Below are 25,604 nucleotides of genomic sequence, written 5' to 3'. Positions count from 1 at the left end.
TATATTGTTATTTAATATATCGATGAATATGTATATTATATTGTTATTTAATAAACCGATAAATATTTAAAATAGTAAAACAGTATTTAAATCCCTTTTATACTGTAGTACCAAAAAGAAACTGAATTAATTTAATTATGAAATAATTTTTCAACTTTTGATATATAGCTATCATTAGAATAATCTAGATAAAAATCATTCAATGTAGCCTGTTTTTCTTTATTTGTATTTAATTTTCCCAAAACCATCTGAATAGATGTTGAGCTAAAATCATCCATTAAAATTGAATCGTCAAGTTTATTTGCAATTTCAGCCATGCCACCATAATTCATTGTTAATATTTTACAGCCTGCAAAAACACCCTCAATCAAGGTTAATGGTGCATTTTCATAACACAATGAAGGTAATAATACATATGTTGAATTTTCAAAAATAGATTTAACAATTTCAAATTTTTGTAATCCATGCAATACGATAGTAATATTTTGAGCTTTAAGAATATCTACTAATTTTTCAAGATCATTAAAGTAAGGACCTTTTCCAATAATATTAATCGTAATATTCTTAGGTGACACTAATTTTGAGTCAGCCATTGATTTAATAAAATCATAAATTCCTTTATCTTTACTTAAACGTCCAGCAAATGTAATAACAACATTATCATTATCAAGCTGACACGATGAAATAGTTGCAGATGTAGGATTATGTACAATACTCACAATAGAGGGATCGAAACGCTTTACTACTTGTTTATAAATGAATTCACTCGGACACATAAAATGATCAAACGTTTTTTGTAAATTCAATACAGAATAATATGGATACCATTGTACTAAACGCGCCAAACCATAAACATAACTACGTCTATCAAGTTTTTTTGTCAATAATACTTTAAATGATGGTGGCTCTTTAAAGAATTTTTTCTCAGCGTTTTCATAATAAGATAAAGAATTCGAAGCGGATATAATATGATAATCATGAACAGTCATAATTACTTTTGCCCCCGTTTTTTCTTTATATTTATTAATTTCAATCAAAAACAATGGACTCCATAAGTGATCAAAATTATGGATTAATATAATGTCTGGCTTACTAATTGCTAATTTTTTCCTAATTATATCAATCGCACTATAGTTACAACAATAACCTATAGCATTAAACTTGAAAAAATCATCACCAAAAATATAGTCAACGTTATAGCCTTGATCTGATAATAATAATCCAGACTGTATTGCTACATGTCCGGCACCACCTCCCTGATGATCACTAATAACCAGAATTTTTTTATTCATTATTATTTACTCTTTATTAATCAATTCTTCTAAAATGCTGAAACTATTTTCACTATTAAAATCTCGAATGTCAGTTAATTTATTTCCATTTAGAATCAATTCTAGTTTATCAACAAATAATTCTGTATCAAAGCATGGGATTAAATAGCCATTAATTCCATCTCGAATAATTTCATTAGGGCCACTTTGGCAATCAAATGAAACAACAGGCGTTCCAGCAGTTAATGATTCAGCCAAAACATTTGGATACCCTTCATAAAGAGATGTTAATATTGTAGACTTAGAACGATTATAGTAACCATTAACATCATCAGTCGAGCGTACTCGCAAAATCTCAATATTATGTTTCTTTTCCAGATTAGATAATTCTTTATCTAATTCATCTTCAAGAACACCTTTACCAACAATGCAAACTTTAGCTTGTTTTTTACTAACAATACCATCAATAACAGAGACTAAATATGGTAAGCCTTTCTGCTTGCTTATTCGTCCAACAAACAGTACATCAATATCTTTCTCTATATTTTCTTTTTTATAAACACTAGTAGAGACTGGATTATAAATAACTGTAATTTTACTTTCAGGTACAGAAAGATAATTTACCATATCTTTTTTCATATCATTGCATTGAGCAACAAAACAATCAATTCGGCGATAGATTATTTTAGTTAATAAAATAGTCACCCATTTTTTTATTGAATTTTTTGATGTGTATAAATCTCGACTGAGATAATTCACATTACGAGATATCAATTTAAATTTATCTTTACTTCCAAATTGACGATAGAACCATAATGCAATGGACATTTGATGATTAAAGACTATAACTGTTTCAGAAAAAATGAACTTTATAGCTTTTATCTTTTTAATCATAGATGATGCATCATGACAACCTAAAGATATTATCTCAACACGCTTATCTACAAGATCAATATAAGAATCTTCATATTCTTTAAAAATGACAATTCGTATTTTATAACCGTTATCAGCTAAATAATTTGCATAATTTACACAAACTCGTTCAGCTCCACCTTTTCTTATTGCATCTATAAATAAATCTATACTTTTTTGTGACATAACATAACCAAATAAAATAACTAGTCAATAAAGGCTATTAATTAAACCTTTTCTCTCGATAATAAAAATAAAATAAATGCAGGTATAATCATACTTACTGTTAGCTTCACGGCCAGATCAACTATTACTGTATCTATCAAAATATAATTATTAATTAAATAACTTGAACAAATAATTGGAATAATAATAAAGGTCAATCTTTTAAGATATTTAAAAACAGGAAATTTAAAATATACATATGAAACTATAATATTAACAATCCACTCAAAAAAAGTTGCGAAAGCAATAAAAAACAACACAAAATTAATACCATAAGAATGAATTATGATAAATAAAACACTTAGGATTAATTTTACAAATAATCTTATTTTAAAATATAGATCGCTTCGTCCTTCAACTGACAATATATTGCCAAATAAATTAGAAAAAGGGACAATAAAGAAAGCTATAGCTAGTATCGATAAAAAAGGACTCGCATCAACCCACTTTTCACCAAGTAATTTCGATATTATGTTATGAGAATTGAATGATAACCACAAAGAAACCGGTAAATAAATGGCTGTAATATAAGAAGCTATATTAATCAAATTATTAAAATAACATTTTTTATTATTTCTTAAATTACTAATGATAGGATAATTAACTCGACGAACAATTGTTGTTATCGTCATTGATGGTACTTCTGTAAGCTTTGTTGCCTGATTATAAAAACCGAGATCAGTTACAGAATAAAACTTACCTATACCTAAATTAAACATATACCTATAGGCTACATCAATAACATTACCTAACAATAACTTATATCCAAAGCTAAGATGTTCTAATAATAATGGCATTTTAAAATGCCCGGTAGGCCTCCAACCTATTACATACCAAAAAATAAAGCATCGAATAACTGATAAGAAAACAGCTTGTATAATTAAAGCCCATACACCAAACCCAAGTTTAGCTAAAATTAACGCTACAATTCCGCTAAGAATAACAGAGAACAATGTAATTTTAGCCTGAGTTTTAAAATTTAAATCTATTGTTAATTTTACACGTTGGATCTGCTCAAAAGCTGTAAATACAATACTTAACGCATATATTTTAAAATAAACTTCTGCTTGTGGTAAATTTAAGAAATTAGATAAAAAACCAGATGATAAAAAGATCATAACATATAGTAAAATACCAATACTAATATTAAATATAAAAACCGAAGTAAAATCATCAGCTGTTAATTTATCTTTTCTTATTAAACTATTATTTAAACCTCCATTTCCTATAACATTAGATAAGTATACTACGACAGAAATTAAGCCAATTATACCAAAATCAGCAGGTGTTAATAGCCGAGCTAATAAAATTGTAATAATTAACTGGCTACCTTGAGAGCCTACACCATCAACGAAACTCCAAAAGAAAGCTTTGAATTCGCGAACATTCACAATATATTCCTCTATTTACTTAATATCTGTTTAGTCATTATCAATGTTTTTATTATCATTATCTAAAACAACTTTATTGTTGAATATTAAGAAAATATAAAATATAAAACCAAAATATAAAAAACTTAATTTAGTCAAAAGTATCACAAAAAACATGATTCTATTTAATAATGTCTTTGTTTTGACAAATAAATAACTACCAATTACAGCTAAACCAAAAAATCCAAATTTAATAATAAAAAATAACCACATCCCATTATCATTAAAAGATGCAATTCCTAATCGGAACACAGCACCTGTAGTATTCATCACATCGGCAGCGGCCGGCATAATTCCTAGAGCACCATTACCAAAAATTAAAATCGGTAGCTGCTGAGCAAATACCATAGCATTTAGATTAGCACGAATATCTTGTGCGTCACCACCAAGAGAGTTTAATCGTTCAATTGCAATGCCTGCAATAATTGCGACAGCCAATGGTGATAATAAAAATATAATATATTTTAGATAACTAGCCTTACTTTTTAATAAAAAGTAGAGAATAATAATAGAACCATAACCAATAGCAGCAACTGAGAAGGATAAAATAATTGAAATAGCACATAAAATTACTATCTTATCAACTTTAGGGTTTAGATAAAGCTTACAAGCAAGCAGAACAGCTATAAATCCAGAATATGTTGATGGCTCTTCATAAAATCCAGTACAGCGGTAAATTTGACCAATAACAGGAAGAACTATCTGAGCACCATACCGTGATGGTTCCCCAGTAATTGCTTTTAGTGGATCTATATAATACCCAGTGCCAAAAACAACAATAAACTGTAGAAAAAACATTGACAAATTTAGTATTATTACATACTTCAACATTCTTTCTAATTTATTTATATCTCCTTTTAAGAATACGAAAGTACTATATACTGAGAATAATTTAACAATTAAACCAACTACAAAACTATAGTAGGTATACCTTATTAAATTATGTGCATGCGGATAAATTTTTAGTAATGAGGGTAATGCTATTAGTGCAACTATTCCAGAAAGCAGTATAAAAGATTTAGTGCTATGACTATCAATTTTATGATCACTATAAGTAAAGTGTAATACCCATCCTATAGCTATTAATGGAATCATTAAGTTATATCTTAGCTCATTTATATTTTCCATAAATCCGATAAAGATAATTACTACAGATATCCAAAATACAACTTGGCTTATTTTAGTATTTGAAATCATATTTATTTAATCACAGTATAAGGTTAACTAACATAATACAATACCAAGATATTAATTTAACTTGGTAATATGATATTTATATTTACAATCAAAAAGTATAATAAAAATACGTTTTTATTATATTTATACAACCTAAAACTTACTATGATGACTATTAAGATGAGTTTTAATAAAATCAACTCTAAAAATTATTTTAATAATTTTCGTAGCAAAACAATTCAATAAGTTTAACTTGGATGATTAGTAGATGTAAATCTTTACGTTGCTTAATTATGATAATGGTTATGGCAAGCTATCACCATAACCATTTTATCTTAAATATAATTTATCAGTATTTATTAAAGACTGCTTGATTACTTGTTTTCTTAATCGTGTTGTTTAGTACAAAACCATTAACTTCAACGCCATTATCTTCAAATTGTTGTTTTGCTTGTTTAACATCTTTTAAAGTATCAGCACCATAACAACCAACCATTACTGTTGTACCTACTGCTGCACCTATAATCGCAGCATCAACAACAGCTAGTACTGGTGGTGAATTAACAATCACAACATCGTAATGTTCAGCAGCCCATGCTAATAATGTTTTAAATTCATTATGCATTAACAGTTCAGCGGGTGAATGTGCATTTTCACCACCAGAAATATAATCCATATTAGTAACTTGTGATGTTTTCACCACAGTTTTTAAATCATTTTTACCGCTAAGTAATTCAGCTAAACCGTTAGCTTGCTTGCCATTAAGTGCTGATGCAATTTTGCCCTTACGCATATCAGCATCAATAATTAACACTCGTTTACCCGCTTCAGCCATCAATGCTGCGACGTTAGTAATCACAAATGTTTTTCCTGATTTAGTAACTGAACTAGCACTTGTTAGCAATACTGTATTGTTATTCGCACTATCCATTGCTAAAAATATACGATTGCGCAACGTGCGTAGTGCTTCAACTGAAATATCATCTGACTCAATTTCAGCCAAAATAGCATTTGATGTTTTCTTTGCTTTTGGTGTTTTTGGTACTGAAGCAAAAACAGGAAGACCAATTGTTTTTAATTGCTGCGGATCAACAACTGTATTATTTAAAATAACACGGAATAGAGCAATTAATGCACCCAGAATTAAACCAAGAATTGCAGGGGCAACAACTAATAGAATACGATTAGGTGCAACAGGTTTAGCACTGCTAGATGCTGTATCAATAATTTGTACACTTGCAGAACTACTCGCTTTAACTATTTCAAGTTCTTGAATCTTATTAAGGATCTGCATATATGTCTGCTGATTAACATCAACATGTCGTGTTAAACGAATGATTTCTCGTTGTGTTTCCGGCATTTGATCAATTTTGCGTGTTAAACGTGTTTTTTGGCCCAGAAGATCATTACGTTTTTCAATTAACGCTTTGTAAAGTGGATGCTCTTTAGTATAACTACGTGAAATATCTGCTTCTTGGAAGCTCAATTCATTAATCTGACCATCTAAAGCAACAAGTTCATCAAGCGATGACTTCGCTTGCATTTCCATGTTTACTGATTGATTAGCTTCGCGGTATTTATTAAGCTTATTTTCTGCATTAGTTAGTTCTAATTTAATTGTCGGCAGGCGTGAATTTAAAAACTCTAAGCTCTTATCTGCGCTAGCTGCTGCTCGATCAGCATTCATTAAGTAATAGTTTTCGCTAATGCTGTTGAGGATCTTTTGAGTCTGTAATCGATTTTGACCTTGTAATGAGACTTCAACAATACCTGTATCTTTGCCTTTTTCAGTCGCCATTAGCGATTTTTGATAATCAGCAATAACATCAAATCGTGATAACTTTTTAACTGTAAAGGTGTCGTTATTAACTCCCGTTAACGCAGTTACCAATAAACTATATCCTTGATCTTTAACTGGCTGGCCGACAAAACCTGCTAGCTTAACATTACTATTATCTTCATCAGTTACTACAAACTCACCAGTATCTGCATTAGTAATTTTCAACTTGTAAGTATTGTTTTGAGCGTCAGCAGGCACCATAAAATGAGCAACCGTTGCACTACTCTGGCTCCCGGTTAAACGCGCTAATCCTTTACCAATAATAGGCAAGTAATCTGGAGTAACAGATGTTGTCAAATTTAACTTATCTACGGCTTTACCAATCACTCGACGAGATTTAATTAACTCTATCTCGGTGACCGCTGAAGATTCTGTTGTAAATTCTTTTGCCATTGCTTCTCCAAATGCAGGAGAACCATCACTTATTGAATCAACTTGAATCAATACATCAGATCTATAAATAGGGGTCGCAAAAACAGAATAAATCAGACCTAATAAAGTAAAGACAATGGTAATGGCAAGAATAGATTTTTTACTATCTCGCAAAACACCAAAAACCTTACCTAAGTCGATTTCTTCATTCGCTGTCGAAGTGGGCTTTACTTGTTTATTACTAATGGCAGTCATGAATGATTTCAATCCAATATGGTTAACTAAAAGGAAGTTTTGAAAATTTTTTGAGTAAATAATTAAGAGTAAACAATTACACTAAAGTCATTATTTACTTTAACGATGAGCTGTCATACAGACAAATAATTAAGATATATACCAATGATTAAATATGCTACCGCCCTAAGGTTACAGCCCCTCATTCGCTTAATCTTACCTCACCTTTTGTTTTTTCTCGTTAAATCTATTTATAACCATATAAAACCATCAAAATAAAGGATATATATATGGCACTTAATTAACAGTTACATTAAATAATAAAATTCATTAACCAATAAATGTTTAATGGTTAATTAATTTCAATCCATGCAATTGTTTTCAAACATCTCCACAGTAAAGAAAATAATAATCCAACACCATTTAAATCTTTTGAATTACCCCGAAAACTCAACATAAAAAAATAAAAAACACCAAAAACAACAAGATACAAGTTAACAATCACTAACAATAAATTAAAATCAAAAAGAATATTAAAATAAAAAAAACATTTTAAGTGCTAAAAAAAACCATAAACACTGCTACATATATATATATAAACAAAGTGATTCGCTTGGTGAATATATTATTTATACATACTTTATTTATTTCAATTAAATATAAAACAAATACATATCATAGCAATAAGAAATGCTTGTGATTAATCATGGCTGCTAAATTATAAAATTAGTTACATTAATAGCTTTCAATAAAATATCGATTATCTACAAATGCTTATTTTATCAATTTTAAAGCTTACTTTTATTTATTTACTAAAAGTTACTATCTATATATTCTTATATTTAATATAAGTTTTTAAAAAATTAATAACAGACAATTTGAGACTCTAGATGAAGTTAACCCTCGTAACCATTGCATTAACCGCTACTCTTTTATCCTCGACAGTACTGGCTGCAACACCTATACAGCTTTCACTACCCACGGTTAATTTACCGACTGATAATGTATCAGGAGTACGTTTAAATGTGCTTTATGGGCAAACAAGCCAAGTAACAGGAATTAACTTTTCATTATTAGGCTTATCAACTATTGATAACTTTACTGGACTTAACCTTGGATTAGCGTTTGGTATTAACCATACGACATCAAGTATGACTGGCTTAGAGATTGGTTTAGCTAACTGGAATAACAATAGAGCTAAAGGTGCTGATTTTGGTTTAGTCAACTACACTGGGGGCAATTTTACTGGTGCTCAGTTTGGTAGCTTTAACTATGCCGCTTCCTTAAATGGGCTACAATTTGGTTTGATTAATGCTACAGATCATATCAATAAAGGTGTACAAATTGGCTTAATTAACTACGACAAATCAGGTACTTTTGTCAGTAAGAATCTATCTATTTTCCCGATTATCAATGCTCGGTTCTAAAAATGAAAAAACCCCGCCATTAACTGACGAGGTTTAAAATTTGGTGGAGCTAAACGGGATCGAACCGATGACCTCTTCGCTGCCAGCGAAGCGCTCTCCCAGCTGAGCTATAGCCCCTATATATTGTTTATAATATTGTTCTTTTTAAACAATGTCACCACTGTAAAATTGAAAATGTGATCCGGTTTACGCTAGTTATAAAAAAAGCGAAAGCATAAGTTATGCTTTCGCTTTTTGTGTGATAACTAATGTTTACGCGTTAGCTTCACGGGCAGCAATATAATCTAGTGCCATCTTAATACGCGTAATCACACGCTCTTTACCAATCAATTGCATTACAGCATCAACTGATGGTGATTGACCTTGACCAGTAACCGCCACACGTAATGGCATACCAACTTTACCCATACCTAACTCAAGCTCTTCACAAACTTGTGTCGTTACAGTATGTAAGTTCTCTGTTGTCCATTCATCAAGCGCTTCAACTTTTGCAAGTGCTAATGCCAATGCGTCTTTAGCAACTGGACGTAAATGCTTTTTAGCCGCGCCAGCTTCAAACTCACTAAAATCTTGGTAGAAGTAACGTGATTGCTCTGCTAATTCAATCAGTGTATGGCAACGCTCACCCACTAAAGTGATCACTTCAGTGATCGCCGGGCCATTTTCAATTGAAATTTGTTTTTGATCTAAATGCCATTGTAGGTACTTAGCAACATATTCAGGCGCTGCCGTTTTAATGTAGTGGTTGTTTAACCATAACAATTTATCGGTATTAAATGCTGATGCTGATTTACTTACTGACTCAAGCGTAAAGCAATCAATCATCTCTTGTAGCGAGAAGATTTCTTGGTCGCCATGAGACCAACCTAAACGTACTAAATAGTTAAGCAATGCATGAGGTAGGAAACCATCATCACGGTATTGCATTACACCAACAGCACCATGACGCTTAGAAAGCTTAGCACCATCATCACCAAGGATCATTGCACAGTGTGCAAACTCAGGTACTGGTGCACCTAATGCTTTGTAGATGTTAATTTGACGTGGGGTATTGTTGATATGGTCTTCACCACGAACAACCTGAGTAATACCCATATCCCAGTCATCAATAACTACACAAAAATTATATGTTGGGCTGCCATCTGTACGACGAATGATTAAATCATCAAGCTCGCTGTTAGCAATCTCAATATGGCCACGGATCTTATCATCAAAGATCACTGTGCCCTCTTTCGGGTTACGGAAACGGATACAGAATGGTGAATCTGCTGTTGCCGCCGCATTAGCTGCAATAATTTTTGGGTGGTTAGCATCATAACGAGGCTTAACACCGTCAGCCATTTGTTGCTCACGAATTTCATCAAGCAACTCTTTCGGGCAGTAACACTTATAAGCTTTATCTTCTGCTAGCAGTTGATCAACCACTTCATTGTAACGATCAAAACGCTTAGTCTGGTAATAAGGACCTTCATCCCAATTCAGCTCTAACCATTCCATGCCTTCCATAATCGCATCAATCGCTTCTTGAGTTGAGCGTTCGATATCCGTGTCTTCGATACGTAATACGAATTCGCCACCCATGTGCTTAGCAAATAGCCATGAATACAGTGCTGTGCGCGCACCACCAACGTGCAAAAAGCCAGTTGGGCTTGGTGCAAAGCGAGTTTTAACCGTCATTGAGATTACCTTATGAATGATGGATGACACAGTAAAAGCTACTGTGCTAAATCTATTGATTGGTATTCTAGCACTGTGGGGTAAATCTACAATAATCAGAAGGAATAGAGCGTAAAATAGTGATGATCATAGCTATATATAAACAAAATGAGAGAATCCCTTCTCCATTATGAAGTTAAAAATCGTGTGATTCCCCCCCATGCTGCTTACAAATAAACCACGGGACAAAAATTGTTTCATTATTAGATAAATGACAATACGTTTGACCAAACCCTCCAGCACCATTAGAACCGCCATTGGCAAAAGCGCCCATGCTTACAGTAAATGTAACAGCTGCAATAATAGTAATAATATATTTTCTCATATTCCTACCTTTAACTAATTGAGCCAATCAGCTCAATTGTAGGAAGATAATTTATAATAAGATTCTCTTTTTTGAGACAATAAAAAAGCCCATAAAAATGGGCTTTTAAATTCTTACCTAACTAATTGTTATATTAGAAAGTATAAGGAATGATAACTTGGAAGCGTACATCTGTTTCATCTGCAGAAGCTGCACCAGCATACTCATCACGCTCTAGCATTGTTGCGTGTAGACGTAATGTAGAACCTTTAAGTGCGCCATTTTGTACTGAGTAAGAAACTGTACCGTTAACCGCGTACTCACTCTCGTAATCCCAATCACCCTTCGCACCTTCAGCTGCTGACTTACCGCCAGAACCGTAACCAAAGCCTAAGTAGTAATTCCAACCATCACCTTGATCGTATGATAGGCGGTTATAGATAGAAACTTCACCTGATTTGTTCCAATCAGATAGCGCATCCCACCATAGTGAGTATGTACCGTTAGTCATGCCGTATGTGTAAATCATACGAGGGTTAACATCACGGTCGTTATCACTTTTCGCGTAGTTAAGATCTGTCATCCATGAGAACTGACCAAACTTAGCATTAAACGATAGACCCGTGGTGTAACCTAGACCTTCATATTGTACGTCATCATTTGTACCATAGAAGTCATAAGCAATAGACATAGTGTCATTGATGTTATACTTAGCGTAAACTTTATAACCTGTTGTATCGATAGCATCATGGTAACCAGTTACAACGTTATTAGCCCAGTCAACACCATTTTGGTACTTAACATCAGTTACTTGACCAATACCAAACTGTAGGTATAGATCTTCTGTTGCGTTACCTTGTAAACCTAAAGAGTGAGCAATACCCCAAGAAGTATCAGCCCATAGAGCATCTGCATAACCTTGCTCAGTTAGAATCCATGGCGCAGTGTAGTTATCAGCAATGAAGTAAGTTGCTTTAAAGTTACCAATATTTGCATTTAATTCAGCACCACGGTAGGTACCTGGTACAAAAGACCATACGTTACCTAAAACACCGTTACCATTTGCTTGAGTAAAACCAAAACGACCATCTACATTCTCACCTGCTTTAAATTTCAATGCAGCTTTAGTGATCTTAACCGTTTTGCCTTCACCTGAACCCCAATCAAGGTTTTTAGCAGTAGAAATTTCGTTAGCTAAATATTCGCCATCGCCATTTTGCGCACTCTCGTTGTATAAATCACCAGAGATATAACCGCCAACATCAGCACCTAACCAACCATTATGGTAACCAGATGTGAAGTCTAAAATAAGGTTGTAAGCAGAATAGTTTAGACGACTCCACGTATCGCCATCTTGACCGCCAGGTTTGCCAGTAGTTCGAGTACGAGCACGCGTATCAACAACAGCAACACCCGCTAATGTTGAATCATCAAGAAACTCATTAACCGCTGTTACATATTCTGGACCAGCTGCACTGTCTTCTGTTGCCATTACAGGTGCAGCTGATAATGCACCTACCATTGCTGCGGTTAAAGCCGAAACTTTAAAAAACTTTGATTCCATGGAATAACTCCTAAAAGATATTAGCTGTTTACTTGTCCCTGAAAGGTTGGCCGCCGAAGGTAGCAAGTAAATCTCTTATATGTCGGTCGAATCATTTCAACCAATTCATATTATTTCGTTTTAAATTGAACTTTTAATTAACTTCGACGTTAAGACTACTTTCGCAGCGCAAAACATCAATAAGAACTTACTTTTAAATAGTGAAAACATGATTGAGTGCAAACTTTTGGCGCTATCGTGATCAATGTCATATGTTTTCATTTCAAAACCAAAAGTTAAATATAACCCCTTTAAAACAACATGTTATAAAAACAATCAATGATTATTGTGAACAGTGTCGTATTTTATAAATAGTACTATTAGCAATATGCAAAATAATAAACTACAGCTGTCAATCAAAAATATTTTTCATTACCACCATTAAATAAACCTTAAAAATTAAGTTTTTTAGCCACGATTTACGCCACAAGTTGTTAAACAATGGTTACAAAAAAGCCCCACTTCAGTGAGGCTTAAATATTAAATGATGTTATTTTTATGCGTTTGCGATCAAATCAACCAGCTGTTGCTCATCCCAAATTTCAATATCCAACTCTTGAGCTTTCGCTAATTTAGATCCGGCTGCTTCACCCGCCACCAATAAATCCGTCTTCTTAGACACACTACCGGTTACTTTCGCTCCTAATGCTTGTAATGCAGCTTTAGCGTCACCACGGGTTAATTGTGATAACGACCCCGTCAGTACTACCACTTTGCCATCGAGCGGTAATTCGACCCCTGCTTGTGGCTTTTCAATTACAGGCCAATGAATACCTTGCGCTAATAAATCATCAATAACTGTCATATTATGTGGTTCACGGAAGAAATTAAATAAATGTGCCGCAACCACTTCACCCACATCTGGCACTTTAATTAGTTGCTCTTTAGATGCCTGACTAATTGCTTCTAAGGTTTCAAAATAATTCGCGACATTAGCCGCAGTGGCTTCGCCCACTTCACGAATACCTAATGAATAAATAAACCGCGCTAATGTAGTTTGCTTTGAAGCCGTTAGCGCATCAATTAACTTCTGCGCTGATTTAGGACCCATCCGTTCAAGTACCGTTACTTCTCCAGCACTGAACTTAAACAAATCAGCTGGAGTTGTAACCATTTCACGATCAACCAACTGCTCTATCACTTTTTCACCACAGCCATCGACATCCAATGCTTTACGCGATACAAAATGCTTCAGTGCTTCTTTGCGCTGAGCTTGACAAAATAGGCCTCCAGAACAGCGAGCAACAGCCTCACCTTCTACTCGCTCAACCTTCGATTGACACACCGGACACTCGGTCGGAAACACAATAGCAGTCGCATCAGCAGGACGACGAGACTCAACGACTGCTGCTATTTGTGGAATCACATCACCAGCACGGCGAATGATCACCGTATCACCAATCATAACCCCTAATCGAGCCACTTCATCAGCGTTGTGTAACGTAGCATTACTGACAGTAACACCGCCAACAAACACTGGTTCAAGTTTCGCAACCGGTGTAATTGCACCGGTACGCCCAACCTGAAACTCAACATTTTTTAATAGTGTCATTTCTTCTTGAGCCGGAAACTTATACGCAATTGCCCAGCGAGGTGCACGCGCAACAAACCCAAGTTGTGATTGCAGATCCAATTGATCAACTTTGATCACCACCCCGTCAATTTCATATCCTAAAGATTGACGTTTTTCACCAATCATTTGATGATATTCAATCACAGCTTCAATACTGTCTACACAACGAATTTCAGGACACATTGGCAGTCCCCACGCTTTTAATTGGCATAGACGTTGATATTGAGTATCCGCTAACTCACGTCCTTCAACTACACCGACTGCATATGCATAAAAACTGAGTGGACGAGTCGCTGTAATTTTAGGATCTAGCTGACGTAAACTACCTGCTGCTGCATTACGTGGATTAGCAAAAGTTTTAAGACCTTTTTTAAGCGCTGTCGCATTAAGCTCCTCAAACCCTTTTTTGGGCATAAAAACTTCACCACGCACTTCTAATCGCTGTGGCCAATCATCACCACGTAACCGCAATGGAATCGCACCAATAGTACGCACGTTATGAGTAATATTTTCCCCCGTTGCGCCGTCACCACGGGTTGCCGCTTGCACAAGCACCCCATTTTCATACATTAAACTAACCGCTAGGCCATCCAATTTCGGCTCACAACAGTAACTAATGCTGCTGCTATCACGTAACCGGTCTTGAAGTCGTTTTTGAAAGTCACGTAAATCATCATCATTAAATGCATTACCTAATGACAACATCGCTATTTCATGGGTAACCTGCGTAAAACCATCAAGCGCACTTCCACCAACACGCTGGCTAGGAGAGTCATTAGTTACCCACTGGGGATGTTCAGCTTCAATCGCCAATAATTGTTGCATCAGACGATCATATTCAGCATCCGGTATTTCAGGGTTATCTTCAACGTAATAACGATGGCCATGATAATCGAGTTGTTGTTTTAAGCTGGCAAGTTGTTGCTGAAGGTCGGTGCTCATTTCAATTCCTACCTGAAGAAAATGTTGATTAATGAATCTGATAACAAAACTTCAAATCATTACGGTTATAACAATAGATACAATAAAATTCAGGCTCCCGAGGGAGCCTGAATTTCAATCAGTAATAATAATTTATTTGATTAACATTGATTATATTTTACTGATTTTTCTCGATATGCTGCAATGCGGTTCGGTGTGATCATGACACGATCTTGGTCCATCACATCTGCATTCAATTGATCGGCAATTTGCTGTGCGGTTTGTAACATCATATTAAAGTTACTCGACGCTTTACCATAACATGGCAACATTAAGAAGAAGCCAATGCCTGGCGTTTCAAAATGCTGGTAATTAGTTTCAGGAAACGTACCAGGATTAAGCAAATTAGTTACAGAAAAAATCACAGGTTCAGTACCCGCTAAATCAGCATGACGATGGAAAACTGAGTTTTCACCAAAAATCAAACCATTACGCTCTAAACATGCAAATAATGATGGCCCGCGCAATACCTTACCTTTACGCGCATGCACACAAACAGACAAATAGCTTGGTGGTAGCGGCTCTGGTTCAGGTAATACTTCAGGTTCAGGGATCTGTTCTGGTTCTGGTGTAATTTCAGGCTCAGGTGTTTTTGTTATAACAGCTTCAGTTACAACATTCTCAACAGCACGTTCTTGCGACTTCTCATCTTCAATGACAGGCGTAAAAATAGGAGTTGGAATTGTAACAGTTTCAGCTGCAACAGTTGGCTGAGCGGCAATGGCTGGTTGTGCTGCAACGGCTGGTTGTGCTGCAACGGCTGGTTGTGCTGCAACGGCTGGTTGTGCTGCAACGGCTGGTTGTGCTGCAACGTCTGGTTGAGCGGCAACGGCTGGTTGAGCGGCAACGGCTGGTTGAGCGGCAACGGTTGGTTGAGCGGCAACGGCTGGTTGAGCGGCAACGGCGGGTTGAGCGGCAACGGCGGGTTGAGCGGCAACGGCTGGTTGAGCGGCAACGGCGGGTTGAGCGGCAACGGCTGGTTGAGCGGCAACGGCTGGTTGAGCGGCAACGGCTGGTTGAGCGGCAACGGCTGGTTGAGCGACAACGGCTGGTTGAGCGGCAACTGTTGGTTGAGCTGCAACGGCTGGTTGAGCTGCAACGGCTGGTTGAACTGCTACTGTTGATTGAGGCGCAGCTCCAATGTGCATTTGTGGCTCAATACGCTCATGAGTTGTAACTTTCGGCATCGAGGTTACACTTTGAGGAGCTGTTTCACCCAATAAAGGATCATGTTGAGGACGTTCACCAAAACTAAAACCAGGCTCTTTACGCTTAGAAGCTGATTTAGTTTCAGTAGCGTCAGGTTGATTTGACTTAGTTTCTGTCACTTCCGGTGCATTATTCACAACACGGACGTCACTAACACTCTCTTGGGCAATATCTTGACTATCAAGATTTGCTTCATCTATTTTACTTAGTGGTTTCTCACCAAATTTAGCTGGCTTTTCTTTTCTACTCGTCCATAGACCATGAAAAAGAAGCGCTGCAATTGCTAACGCACCAACAATAATAAGAACCAGACGCAATTCCTGCATATGAATACTCTAAATTAACTCGTTGTCCCTTTACGGGGTTAATAATAGAAAAAAATCTACTAGGAAACTTAGTATCTAGTTAGAATTTCTCACCGAATGACTTACTGTACCAAAACTCACTTGACAATGAGAAGATGAATATCGAGATTCCATCAAGATAGTGTAAGCTTAGTAATTTTTGTACAAATTTAAATCATTTTTGTATTGTTACTCATCATTTTTATTTTATCGTCAAAGTAGTGACAACAATTTTGTTGGTTGATTCCATCCTACCTCGGCTATTAACATTCATAAAGAAATCTAAACAAATGAACAGTAAATCGCTAAAAAATACTTGTTCAGGAGAAAGAAATGCCACAACAGCATAATATTAAACCAGCAACCAGTGGTGCTGGTTATTTTTTTCAAGGCCTGCAGCTTGCGTCTCAACCAGGTACGCGCCGTTTTGTTCTCATCCCGCTACTGATAAATATTGTATTACTCGGTAGCGCTTTTGCGACATTATTAAGCCATTTGAGCGGCTGGATTGATCATTGGTTAAGCTATTTACCTAGCTGGCTGGAATGGCTTTCCTATATCTTATGGCCACTACTGGCTATTGCTGCTTTAGTTTCATTTTCATACTTCTTTAGTACAATTGCTAACTGGATTGCAGCACCATTTAATGGATTATTAGCTGAATACCTTGAAGCGAAACTCACCGGACAAACGCCACCAGATGATAGTTTCAAAGCATTATTAAAAGATCTGCCTCGAACCATGGGTCGAGAATGGACCAAGCTTAAGTATTATCTACCTAAAGCGATTGGATTACTCATTTTAATGTGGATTCCAGCTATTGGCCAAACTGTTGCGCCAGTACTATGGTTCTTATTCAACGCTTGGATGATGACAATTCAATATGTTGATTACCCTTTTGATAATCATAAAGTGCCTTTTCCTGATATGCGAGACGCCCTTAAACAAAAACGAGGTCAAGCATTAAGTTTTGGTGCCGTTGTGATGTTACTAACTATGGTGCCTATTATTAACTTATTTGTAATGCCCGTTGCCGTTTGTGGAGCAACAGCAATGTGGGTGGATCATTATCGCACCCAATTTAAACGTTATTAAGCGCAATTAAGTTTTAAATTAAGGCCAATAGCTATAGTGCTATTGGCCTTTTCTTTTTTATCCACCACAAATAAATCCCACCTCGACAACAACTTTACGCAACCTTTTAGCTACAATTAATTAATAATAGTAGCAACTATCACATAATAACAATAAGATATAACCATTAATTACTTTGCAAATATCGAGACAGGTATATGCTTAATCTATTCAACATTGAGTCTAATTTGTCACGAAGGAACGAAGTATGAGCAAAATATACAAAGATAACTCTCTCACTATTGGTAACACCCCGCTGGTACGCCTTAATCGTGTCAGTAATGGTAAGGTGCTTGCAAAAATTGAAGCACGTAATCCAAGTTTCAGTGTTAAATGTCGTATCGGCGCCAACATGGTATGGGAAGCAGAAAAAAATGGCCTATTGAAAGAAGGGATTGAACTTGTAGAACCAACCAGTGGTAATACAGGTATTGCTCTTGCTTTTGTTGCTGCTGCTCGTGGTTATAAACTAACGCTAACCATGCCAGAAAGTATGAGTCTTGAACGCCGTAAATTATTAAAAGCTCTTGGGGCAAACCTTGTTCTAACTGAAGCGGCTAAAGGCATGAAAGGTGCGATTGATAAAGCCGAAGAAATAGTCAACTCAAACCCTAGTAAATATCTACTACTACAACAATTTAATAACCCTGCGAACCCCGCTATTCACGAACAAACTACCGGGCCTGAAATCTGGGATGCAACCGATGGTGAAATTGATGTTTTCGTTTCGGGTGTTGGCACAGGTGGTACAATTACAGGGGTCAGCCGTTATATTAAACAACAACAAGGTAAAGCAATTACTGTCGTTGCAGTAGAGCCCGCAGAATCCCCAGTGATCACTCAAACCGTAAATGGTAATACAGTTCAACCTGCACCACATAAAATTCAAGGTATCGGTGCTGGCTTCATTCCAGGCAACCTTGATTTAGCCCTTATCGATGAAATTGAGCAAGTCAGCTCTGATGATGCGATTGAAATGGCGCGTCGTTTAATGGATGAAGAAGGTATATTGGCTGGAATTTCATCAGGAGCTGCTGTTGTTGCTGCCAATAACATTGCTGCTCGACCAGAATTTGCGGATAAAAATATCGTGGTAATTTTACCCAGTTCGGGTGAACGCTACTTATCAACCGCACTTTTCGCTGGTATCTTTACAGAAAAAGAAACCCAACAGTGATCACATTTTGCGATGTTAGATAGGAATATCCACACTCAAAAAGGCCCTTTGTGGGCTTTTTTGTTGCATTTTATTCCCAGCTTTACTATAAAGCTGATGCGCTTTATTTTTAGCATCAAAATAAAAGGACAACTATTAGTCAATTTTGATTAATACCAAAAAAGTTTCTCATAAAACTTTGACTTGGATTAAAGCTAAGACACCATATTATTAGGTAGTTTATACTGCTTGAATAATATGCTGAGATTTATAATCACATAGGTTATAGCTCATAAAGCAAACTATTAATATAACGACTATATCTAAATCGGGGTGAAATATGTATCAGAAGCAAGTTGAAATCACAGCAGAAAATGGTTTACACACTCGTCCAGCAGCTCAATTCGTTAAAGAAGCGAAAACATTCGACGCTGACATTACTGTTACTTCTAACGGTAAAAGCGCAAGCGCGAAGAGCCTATTCAAACTACAAACTCTAGGCTTAGTAAAAGGTACACTAGTAACAATTTCTGCTGAAGGCGCACAAGCTCAAGAAGCAGTAGACCACCTTGTTGCTCTAATGGATACACTGCACTAATTCGCAATTTATTCGTTAAATCCCTAGTTTTTATAGAACAAATTAAGGTAAGGCTATGATTTCAGGTATCTTGGCATCTCCAGGTATTGCTTTTGCTAAAGCACTACTGCTGCAAGAAGAAGAGGTTGTTTTAAACAAAACTCCAATCGCTGCAGACCAGATTGATAACGAAATTCAACGTTTCTTCGATGCTCGAAAGAAATCTGCAGAGCAACTTGAAGTAATCAAAGAAAAAGCACGTGTAACGTTTGGTGAAGAGAAAGAAGCGATCTTTGAAGGCCACATCATGTTGCTTGAAGATGAGGAGCTAGAAGAAGAAATTATAGCCCTTATTAAAGATAAAATGTCTGCTGACTTTGCCATTTATTCAGTTATTGAAGAACAAGCACAAACGCTTGAATCTTTAGATGACGAATACTTAAAAGAACGTGCAAGTGATATTCGTGATATCGGTAGCCGTTTTGTTAAGAATGCATTAGGCATTAATGTTATCAATTTAAGTGCAATTAATGAGCAAGTGATTTTGGTCGCTAACGACCTAACACCTTCAGAAACTGCACAAATTAATCTAGAGTTCGTTCTTGGCTTTATTACTGATATCGGTGGTCGTACTTCACACACCTCTATCATGGCACGTTCACTAGAAATTCCTGCTATTGTAGGAACGAATACAGTTACATCTCAAGTTAAGAGCGGCGATATGCTGATTCTTGATGCAATCAATAATCAGGTTATTATCAACCCGACTGAAGATGAACTAAACAAATTTAAAGCTATCCGTGATGCTGATAAAGCAGAGCAAGAAGAATTAGCAAAGCTAAAAGATCTTCCTGCTATTACACTTGATGGTAAGCAAGTTGAAGTATGCGGTAATGTCGGTACAGTTAAAGACTGTAACGGCGTTAATCGTAATGGCGGTGAAGGCGTTGGTCTATACCGTACTGAATTCTTGTTTATGGACCGTGATTCTCTGCCTACAGAAGAAGAACAGTACCAAGCATACAAAGAAGTTGCAGAAGCAATGCATGGCGAGCCAGTGATTATCCGTACTATGGATATCGGTGGTGATAAAGATCTACCTTACTTAGATCTTCCTAAAGAAATGAACCCATTCTTGGGTTGGCGTGCAATTCGTATCAGCCTAGATCGTCCTGAAATTCTTCGTGACCAATTCCGTGCTATTCTGCGAGCATCAGCTCACGGTAAAGTTCGTATCATGTTCCCGATGATTATTTCGGTTGAAGAAGTACGTACATTAAAAGCAGCAATTGAAGAGTTTAAGCTTGAATTAACGGCTGAAGGCTTGGCATTTGACGCTAACATCGAAATCGGTGTTATGGTTGAAACACCAGCAGCAGCAGCGATTGCGCACCATTTAGCTAAAGAAGTTTCTTTCTTTAGTATTGGTACCAACGATTTAACCCAGTATACTCTAGCAGTTGACCGTGGTAATGAGCTTATTTCTCATCTCTACAATCCGCTATCTCCTGCTGTACTTACTGTGATCAAGCAAGTTATCGATGCTTCTCACGCTGAAGGTAAGTGGACAGGTATGTGTGGCGAGCTTGCTGGCGACGAACGTGCTACCCTACTGCTATTAGGTATGGGTCTTGACGAGTTCAGCATGAGTGCAATTTCTATCCCTCGCGTTAAGAAAGTTATCCGTAATGCTAACTTTGCTGACGTTAAAGCAATGGCAGAGCATGCATTGACTCTTCCTACTGCAGCTGAGATTGAAGAGCACGTAGAAAAATTCATCGCAGAAAAGACCATCTGCTAATAATATAGCAGCAGATAAAATAACAACGCTTAGGAGCAACGATATGGGTCTGTTTGACAAATTAAAGAAAATGGTTTCTGACGACAGCAGCGAAGCTGGTGCAATTGAAATTATCGCACCTCTTTCTGGTGAAATCGTTAACATCGAAGATGTGCCTGATGTAGTATTTGCTGAAAAAATTGTTGGTGACGGTATTGCTATCAAACCAACTGGCAACAAAATGGTTGCACCAGTAAACGGTACTATTGGTAAGATTTTCGAAACTAACCACGCTTTCTCTATTGAGTCTGACGATGGCATCGAGCTTTTTGTTCACTTCGGTATTGATACTGTTGAACTTAAAGGCGAAGGTTTTACTCGCATCGCTGAAGAAGGCCAAACTGTTAAAGTTGGCGACACTATCATCGAATTCGATCTTGCAATCCTAGAAGAGAAAGCTAAGTCAACATTGACGCCTGTAGTTATCTCTAACATGGATGAGATCAAAGAGTTGATCAAGCTATCTGGTGCTGTAAACGTTGGTGAAACACCAGTACTACGCATCAAGAAATAAGATTGTTGATATCTTAATAAAAACGCAGCTTTTTAGCTGCGTTTTTTTATGTCTAATAAAATTCATTTAAGCTTACATAAACAAGCCTCAAAGGCTCAGACACACCGTGATCCTTCAATTTAATACCATAGACTCAATAATAGGCTTACGTCTCTCAGCGACAATCTTGGGTTACTGTTGTCATAAAATACACCCATAAAAAAACGCCACTATAAATAGTCGCGTTTATGGTCTGATAATACATTAAGATAGCTAACAACTTATGCAGTCATCACCTCAACCTGTAATTTTACATGTTCACAGCTAGGCTCACCTGATTCAAATAGCATCGGCATATTTAATCCTGTCGATAACGTTTGTGCCAGAATCGTCCGCCAACCGCCATCATCTAATCGCTCTTGTACTTGAAATGCAATGCTCACGCTATCTGCTGAAACATCTAACAATTGTGCGCTACCAACCACTTCACGGTATGAATGATGATTATCTTGGCTTAAGCCTTCAAAAAAAATGGTTTCTTCGCCAGGTAATAATGACAATGATGTATTTACCATTTGGCGTAGGCGACAAGCACTATGCATTTCAAAGCTTACATCCAGCAACCAATCAGCCATTGCTAATGGGCTCAATAATGTACTTAGAAATAATTGCCCTTTACCCATTGCGAACTTTTCCATTACGACTACCTCTTACAAGCTAATGTGCAAATACATCTTTTACTCGTGAGCTTCGAACTAAATACAATCCAAGCCAAACTGTTAACAACAAGGTTAATGCGCGCACCCAAGAAAATGCGCCTTGACTCAACACGAGGTGATATATTTGCAAAGCAAAATCGATACTGTAAGCAGCTATTAATAATTTTTTTCCATGCTGCCACAAATAATGTAAAACCTTATTATTGTTATTGCGCTGACCTGATAACCACATTAATAATAAGGCTGGCATTCCCAACACCATGCCGATATAAAGTGTGTCTCGCAGTGGGTAAATCAATTCAAGAAGTTGTCCTCCTTGAGTTCGACTAACACCTGCCATGACAAAAATCACCAGTGCTTTCGCATTAAAAATCAGTGCCAGCCATAGCATCTTATTTAATTTTAACAGCCCATGATCATCGTAGGCATTGATAGGATAAAGCAAACAACTTTCCTCACACATGTTCAACTCAACACGCATCAATCTAGACAACATCAGCACGCTATGGCTTGATTTCGACTCTAATCGATCAACGCATATTAAGTACAATTTAAGCGCTATTTTTGTGGATCACCGCACTTTTCATTTATTTATATTGCCTAGCAAGTCACGTTTTTTGATCTAAAACCGACAACTAATGGTTATTTTTTAACCAGCAACAAATAACAGATTATCAAACTAAATTATTTCTAATCATAAAGTTACAATATGAATATACTATTAACACCATATTCATCTAAAACTGTAATTTTCATACAAAAAAAACCAAATATATAAATCTCAACACATATAACAACAACCACACATATGGCAACACTACTGCTAAGATTGAGTAATCAGATATAATCTCAATCAGTTATCATTCATCAGAAAGGTCAATAGTGCGCATGACAACCATAAAAAAGAACGCTGCTCCTTCTGCAGAAACACAAATAGAAGCGTTACGAGTTGCTAAAGCAACCCAAAAAGAAGGCCAAACCAAAGAGCAAACCAAACTAATCGCACAAGGAATTCAGAAAGGCATTGAACAATATAAAAAACAACAAAAAGCCAAATCAAGGGAGCGTGATAAATTAAAAAAGAAAAGCGCCCAAACTAAAAATAATCAAACCGAAATAATCGACACTCCAGCGGTTGTCCAGCAAATTATCTATAAGCAGCATTGGCTACCTTGGGGAATCATCATTGCTTCTTGGGTTGGTTTCGGCATTTATTTAACTTACACCAACACACTATGATGAGAAAAAATATGAAGATTGTTGGCTTTATAACAGCATTAAGTGGATTAATAACTGGCTGCGCTGATCCACAATCAACGCCATGGCAGCGTCAAATAGACACACCATGCGATAATAAATCCCATTGTGTATCAACTATCGAGCAACGTGAAAAATTTAAACTCGCCCCCTTTATGCTTACACCTAAAGGTATACAAAGCTGGGCAGAGATTATAGCGCTAGCACAAACGCTACCTGGAGCAAAACTCGTTGAACATGATGACCATTATTTTCATATTGAAGTCCGTAGTGCGATGTTTGGATTCATTGATGACTTCGAAGTTAAACAACAAGCCCAACAGCTGCACGTAAGATCTATTTCCCGTAGTGGTTACTCCGATTTCGGGGTTAACCGTAAACGAGCTCAACAATTTAGATCGTTATTAGTCGAGCAGCAACTGATACACGACACCGCCACCAGCAATTAACATGCCCTATAACAAAAAACCATGGTTGCTTTAGTATTCACTACCGCAACCATGGTTTAAAGATCATGTTGTTATAACTATTTAATCAAGTTTTTTATCTTTACCTAACGACAACAGCCATACACACACCGCAGCGACTGCTGCAAAACCAAATAAAATGATCATCGGCATCGCAGCATAACCCAGTACATGCCAAATTACTGATTCTAGAGTACTCATCGTTTCTCCTTTGGTTTATTGCCACCCTGCCACATCTTTCATGTCAGGTAACTTATGGGCAATCCCCTTATGGCAATCAACACAAGTTTTATCACCGGATGCTAATGCTGTTGAGTGCTGCTTTGCACTACGCGGAGCTTGCTCAGAAAAATCCATATAATTGAACTGATGACAATTACGACATTCTTGAGAATCATTGTTTTTCATTCGCTGCCATTCTCGCTCAGCAAGATGACCACGGCGGGCATTGAACTTTTCAGGGGTATCAATAGTGCCCATCATATGTGAGTAGATCTCTTTTGATGCTTGCACCTTACGGACAATTTTATCGGTCCAATTATGCGGCACATGACAATCAGAACAAATCGCTCTTACTCCTGAACGGTTTGAAAAGTGAATCGTTTCTTGAATTTCTTTAACGATTGGCGCATGACACCCTGCACAGAATTCTTCAGAGTTGGTCTTTTCCATCACGGTATTAAATCCGCCCCAGAATAATAACCCTCCCATAAACCCCATAAAAAGTACTAATCCAACTGCGACTTTACTGGGTGTTTTTAGTCGTAACCAAAATGTTTTTAACAACTTCATAGATAAGCCCTTTTACTATTCAGTCACGATTAACGTAATGCATTTACGCGTTTAAAATCATTTTCAACCAATGGCTTAGCATCTGCTTGAGGTACATGACACTGTAAGCAAAAATAACGACTTGGTGAAACATCAGACAACACTTGGCCTTGCTGAGGTGATATATAATGCGTCACACTGATCTTAGTTGCATTCATCTCTTTGGCGTTTTTCCAACTATGGCAAGCAAGACATTTGTTAGCATTAAGCGAGACTTCATTATGACGAATAGTATGTGGAATAAGTGGTGGCTGATAAACATAATCACTATCAATTACGCCCTGATCTTTAGGATAATGTTTCATAGGATCGGCTGGGCGTGTGGTCTCTAACTCTGTCATACCTCGTAATGATTCAAGTCCGCCGATACCACCAGGATTATCTAATTTAGCTGCTGCTGCAATATTCGCTGCAGTGGTCGTTGCTATTACCGAATCACTATCATCACTATGAGCGATACCTGTAAGCATCAGCCCTGCGACTAATACTGCAAAAAATAATCGTTTCATGCTG

At 36.5% G+C, this 25,604-nt stretch carries 23 protein-coding genes and 1 tRNA gene; 8 read left to right on the top strand and 16 right to left on the bottom strand.

All coding sequences use genetic code 11. The features are described 5' to 3' along the window. Window positions 1-131: 131 nt before the first annotated feature. The 5 genes from C0W29_RS04570 to C0W29_RS04550 form a co-directional block, all read right to left on the bottom strand. Window positions 132-1,292: a glycosyltransferase family 4 protein gene (locus C0W29_RS04570; protein ID WP_045044259.1), complete on the bottom strand. Its 1,161-nt coding sequence runs from the start codon at window positions 1,290-1,292 to the stop codon at window positions 132-134. A 6-nt stretch (window positions 1,293-1,298) separates the two neighbouring features. Next, on the bottom strand, window positions 1,299-2,369 hold the full coding sequence (locus C0W29_RS04565) for a glycosyltransferase (RefSeq protein WP_045042649.1): 1,071 nt from the start codon (window positions 2,367-2,369) through the stop codon (window positions 1,299-1,301). Between the two features lie 41 nt (window positions 2,370-2,410). Beyond that, window positions 2,411-3,799 carry a lipopolysaccharide biosynthesis protein gene (locus C0W29_RS04560; protein ID WP_045044258.1) on the bottom strand — a complete coding sequence of 463 codons (1,389 nt, stop codon included), beginning with the start codon at window positions 3,797-3,799 and terminating at the stop codon, window positions 2,411-2,413. A gap of 30 nt (window positions 3,800-3,829) precedes the next feature. Then, a complete protein-coding gene (locus C0W29_RS04555; protein WP_146145241.1) occupies window positions 3,830-5,035 on the bottom strand; it encodes a hypothetical protein in 1,206 nt (401 codons plus the stop codon). A 328-nt stretch (window positions 5,036-5,363) separates the two neighbouring features. Further along, window positions 5,364-7,481 carry a polysaccharide biosynthesis tyrosine autokinase gene (locus C0W29_RS04550; RefSeq protein WP_045044257.1) on the bottom strand — a complete coding sequence of 706 codons (2,118 nt, stop codon included), beginning with the start codon at window positions 7,479-7,481 and terminating at the stop codon, window positions 5,364-5,366. Between the two features lie 869 nt (window positions 7,482-8,350). Here C0W29_RS04550 and C0W29_RS04545 point away from each other — a divergent pair. Further along, window positions 8,351-8,887 (top strand): hypothetical protein, encoded by a 537-nt coding sequence (locus C0W29_RS04545; RefSeq protein WP_045042654.1) that lies wholly within the window; start codon window positions 8,351-8,353, stop codon window positions 8,885-8,887. Window positions 8,888-8,928: 41 nt separating this feature from the next. Here C0W29_RS04545 and C0W29_RS04540 read toward each other — a convergent pair. From C0W29_RS04540 to zipA, 6 genes are all read right to left on the bottom strand, one after another. Then, a tRNA-Ala gene (locus C0W29_RS04540) sits at window positions 8,929-9,004 on the bottom strand. A gap of 135 nt (window positions 9,005-9,139) precedes the next feature. Then, entirely contained in the window at window positions 9,140-10,564 is a 1,425-nt protein-coding gene (gene gltX / locus C0W29_RS04535; protein ID WP_036795724.1) for a glutamate--tRNA ligase, read from the bottom strand. 175 nt (window positions 10,565-10,739) lie between these two features. Beyond that, entirely contained in the window at window positions 10,740-10,928 is a 189-nt protein-coding gene (locus C0W29_RS04530; RefSeq protein WP_045042656.1) for a hypothetical protein, read from the bottom strand. Between the two features lie 133 nt (window positions 10,929-11,061). Then, window positions 11,062-12,471, bottom strand: coding sequence for an OprD family porin (locus C0W29_RS04525; protein WP_045042657.1), 1,410 nt, complete (start codon window positions 12,469-12,471; stop codon window positions 11,062-11,064). Window positions 12,472-13,006: 535 nt separating this feature from the next. Beyond that, window positions 13,007-15,025: an NAD-dependent DNA ligase LigA gene (gene ligA / locus C0W29_RS04520; protein WP_045042658.1), complete on the bottom strand. Its 2,019-nt coding sequence runs from the start codon at window positions 15,023-15,025 to the stop codon at window positions 13,007-13,009. A 140-nt stretch (window positions 15,026-15,165) separates the two neighbouring features. After that, a complete protein-coding gene (gene zipA / locus C0W29_RS04515) occupies window positions 15,166-16,599 on the bottom strand; it encodes a cell division protein ZipA (RefSeq protein WP_107174083.1) in 1,434 nt (477 codons plus the stop codon). Between the two features lie 351 nt (window positions 16,600-16,950). Here zipA and cysZ point away from each other — a divergent pair, with 351 nt between their 5' ends. The 5 genes from cysZ to crr all read left to right on the top strand — a co-directional run bounded on the left by cysZ (window position 16,951) and on the right by crr (window position 21,838). Beyond that, on the top strand, window positions 16,951-17,712 hold the full coding sequence (cysZ, locus tag C0W29_RS04510) for a sulfate transporter CysZ (protein WP_045042660.1): 762 nt from the start codon (window positions 16,951-16,953) through the stop codon (window positions 17,710-17,712). Between the two features lie 247 nt (window positions 17,713-17,959). Next, window positions 17,960-18,928 (top strand): cysteine synthase A, encoded by a 969-nt coding sequence (gene cysK, locus C0W29_RS04505; RefSeq protein ID WP_045045582.1) that lies wholly within the window; start codon window positions 17,960-17,962, stop codon window positions 18,926-18,928. 319 nt (window positions 18,929-19,247) lie between these two features. Further along, window positions 19,248-19,505, top strand: coding sequence for an HPr family phosphocarrier protein (locus C0W29_RS04500; RefSeq protein WP_045042662.1), 258 nt, complete (start codon window positions 19,248-19,250; stop codon window positions 19,503-19,505). 55 nt (window positions 19,506-19,560) lie between these two features. After that, window positions 19,561-21,285: a phosphoenolpyruvate-protein phosphotransferase PtsI gene (ptsI, locus tag C0W29_RS04495; protein ID WP_045042663.1), complete on the top strand. Its 1,725-nt coding sequence runs from the start codon at window positions 19,561-19,563 to the stop codon at window positions 21,283-21,285. Window positions 21,286-21,328: 43 nt separating this feature from the next. Next, the gene (gene crr / locus C0W29_RS04490; RefSeq protein ID WP_036795738.1) at window positions 21,329-21,838 is read left to right on the top strand and encodes a PTS glucose transporter subunit IIA; all 510 of its coding nucleotides are present in this window, start codon (window positions 21,329-21,331) and stop codon (window positions 21,836-21,838) included. A 260-nt stretch (window positions 21,839-22,098) separates the two neighbouring features. Here the strand turns inward: crr and C0W29_RS04485 are convergent, their stop codons facing one another. Both C0W29_RS04485 and C0W29_RS04480 read right to left on the bottom strand, forming a co-directional pair. Further along, entirely contained in the window at window positions 22,099-22,515 is a 417-nt protein-coding gene (locus C0W29_RS04485) for a hypothetical protein (protein ID WP_045042664.1), read from the bottom strand. Window positions 22,516-22,534: 19 nt separating this feature from the next. Continuing rightward, complete coding sequence (locus C0W29_RS04480; protein WP_235868997.1) at window positions 22,535-22,999, bottom strand: DUF2919 domain-containing protein; 465 nt, start codon at window positions 22,997-22,999, stop codon at window positions 22,535-22,537. A 425-nt stretch (window positions 23,000-23,424) separates the two neighbouring features. Between C0W29_RS04480 and C0W29_RS04475 the strand changes: the two genes are divergently transcribed. Both C0W29_RS04475 and C0W29_RS04470 read left to right on the top strand, forming a co-directional pair. Continuing rightward, window positions 23,425-23,775 (top strand): DUF2956 domain-containing protein, encoded by a 351-nt coding sequence (locus C0W29_RS04475; protein WP_045042666.1) that lies wholly within the window; start codon window positions 23,425-23,427, stop codon window positions 23,773-23,775. Window positions 23,776-23,786: 11 nt separating this feature from the next. Further along, a complete protein-coding gene (locus tag C0W29_RS04470; RefSeq protein WP_045042667.1) occupies window positions 23,787-24,242 on the top strand; it encodes a DUF1499 domain-containing protein in 456 nt (151 codons plus the stop codon). Between the two features lie 81 nt (window positions 24,243-24,323). Here C0W29_RS04470 and C0W29_RS04465 read toward each other — a convergent pair whose 3' ends face one another. Genes C0W29_RS04465 through C0W29_RS04455 form a run of 3 tightly spaced genes read right to left on the bottom strand, consistent with a single transcriptional unit; the run spans window position 24,324 to window position 25,600 of the window. After that, window positions 24,324-24,461 (bottom strand): TIGR02808 family protein, encoded by a 138-nt coding sequence (locus C0W29_RS04465; protein WP_080888875.1) that lies wholly within the window; start codon window positions 24,459-24,461, stop codon window positions 24,324-24,326. Between the two features lie 15 nt (window positions 24,462-24,476). After that, window positions 24,477-25,052 carry a NapC/NirT family cytochrome c gene (locus C0W29_RS04460; protein WP_045042668.1) on the bottom strand — a complete coding sequence of 192 codons (576 nt, stop codon included), beginning with the start codon at window positions 25,050-25,052 and terminating at the stop codon, window positions 24,477-24,479. 29 nt (window positions 25,053-25,081) lie between these two features. Continuing rightward, complete coding sequence (locus C0W29_RS04455; RefSeq protein ID WP_045045581.1) at window positions 25,082-25,600, bottom strand: nitrate reductase cytochrome c-type subunit; 519 nt, start codon at window positions 25,598-25,600, stop codon at window positions 25,082-25,084. Window positions 25,601-25,604: the final 4 nt, after the last annotated feature.

Origin of the sequence: Photobacterium kishitanii, from assembly GCF_003026355.1 — a bacterium.
Taxonomy (GTDB): Bacteria; Pseudomonadota; Gammaproteobacteria; order Enterobacterales; family Vibrionaceae; genus Photobacterium; species Photobacterium kishitanii.
This window is presented reverse-complemented; position numbering and strand designations above follow the sequence as displayed.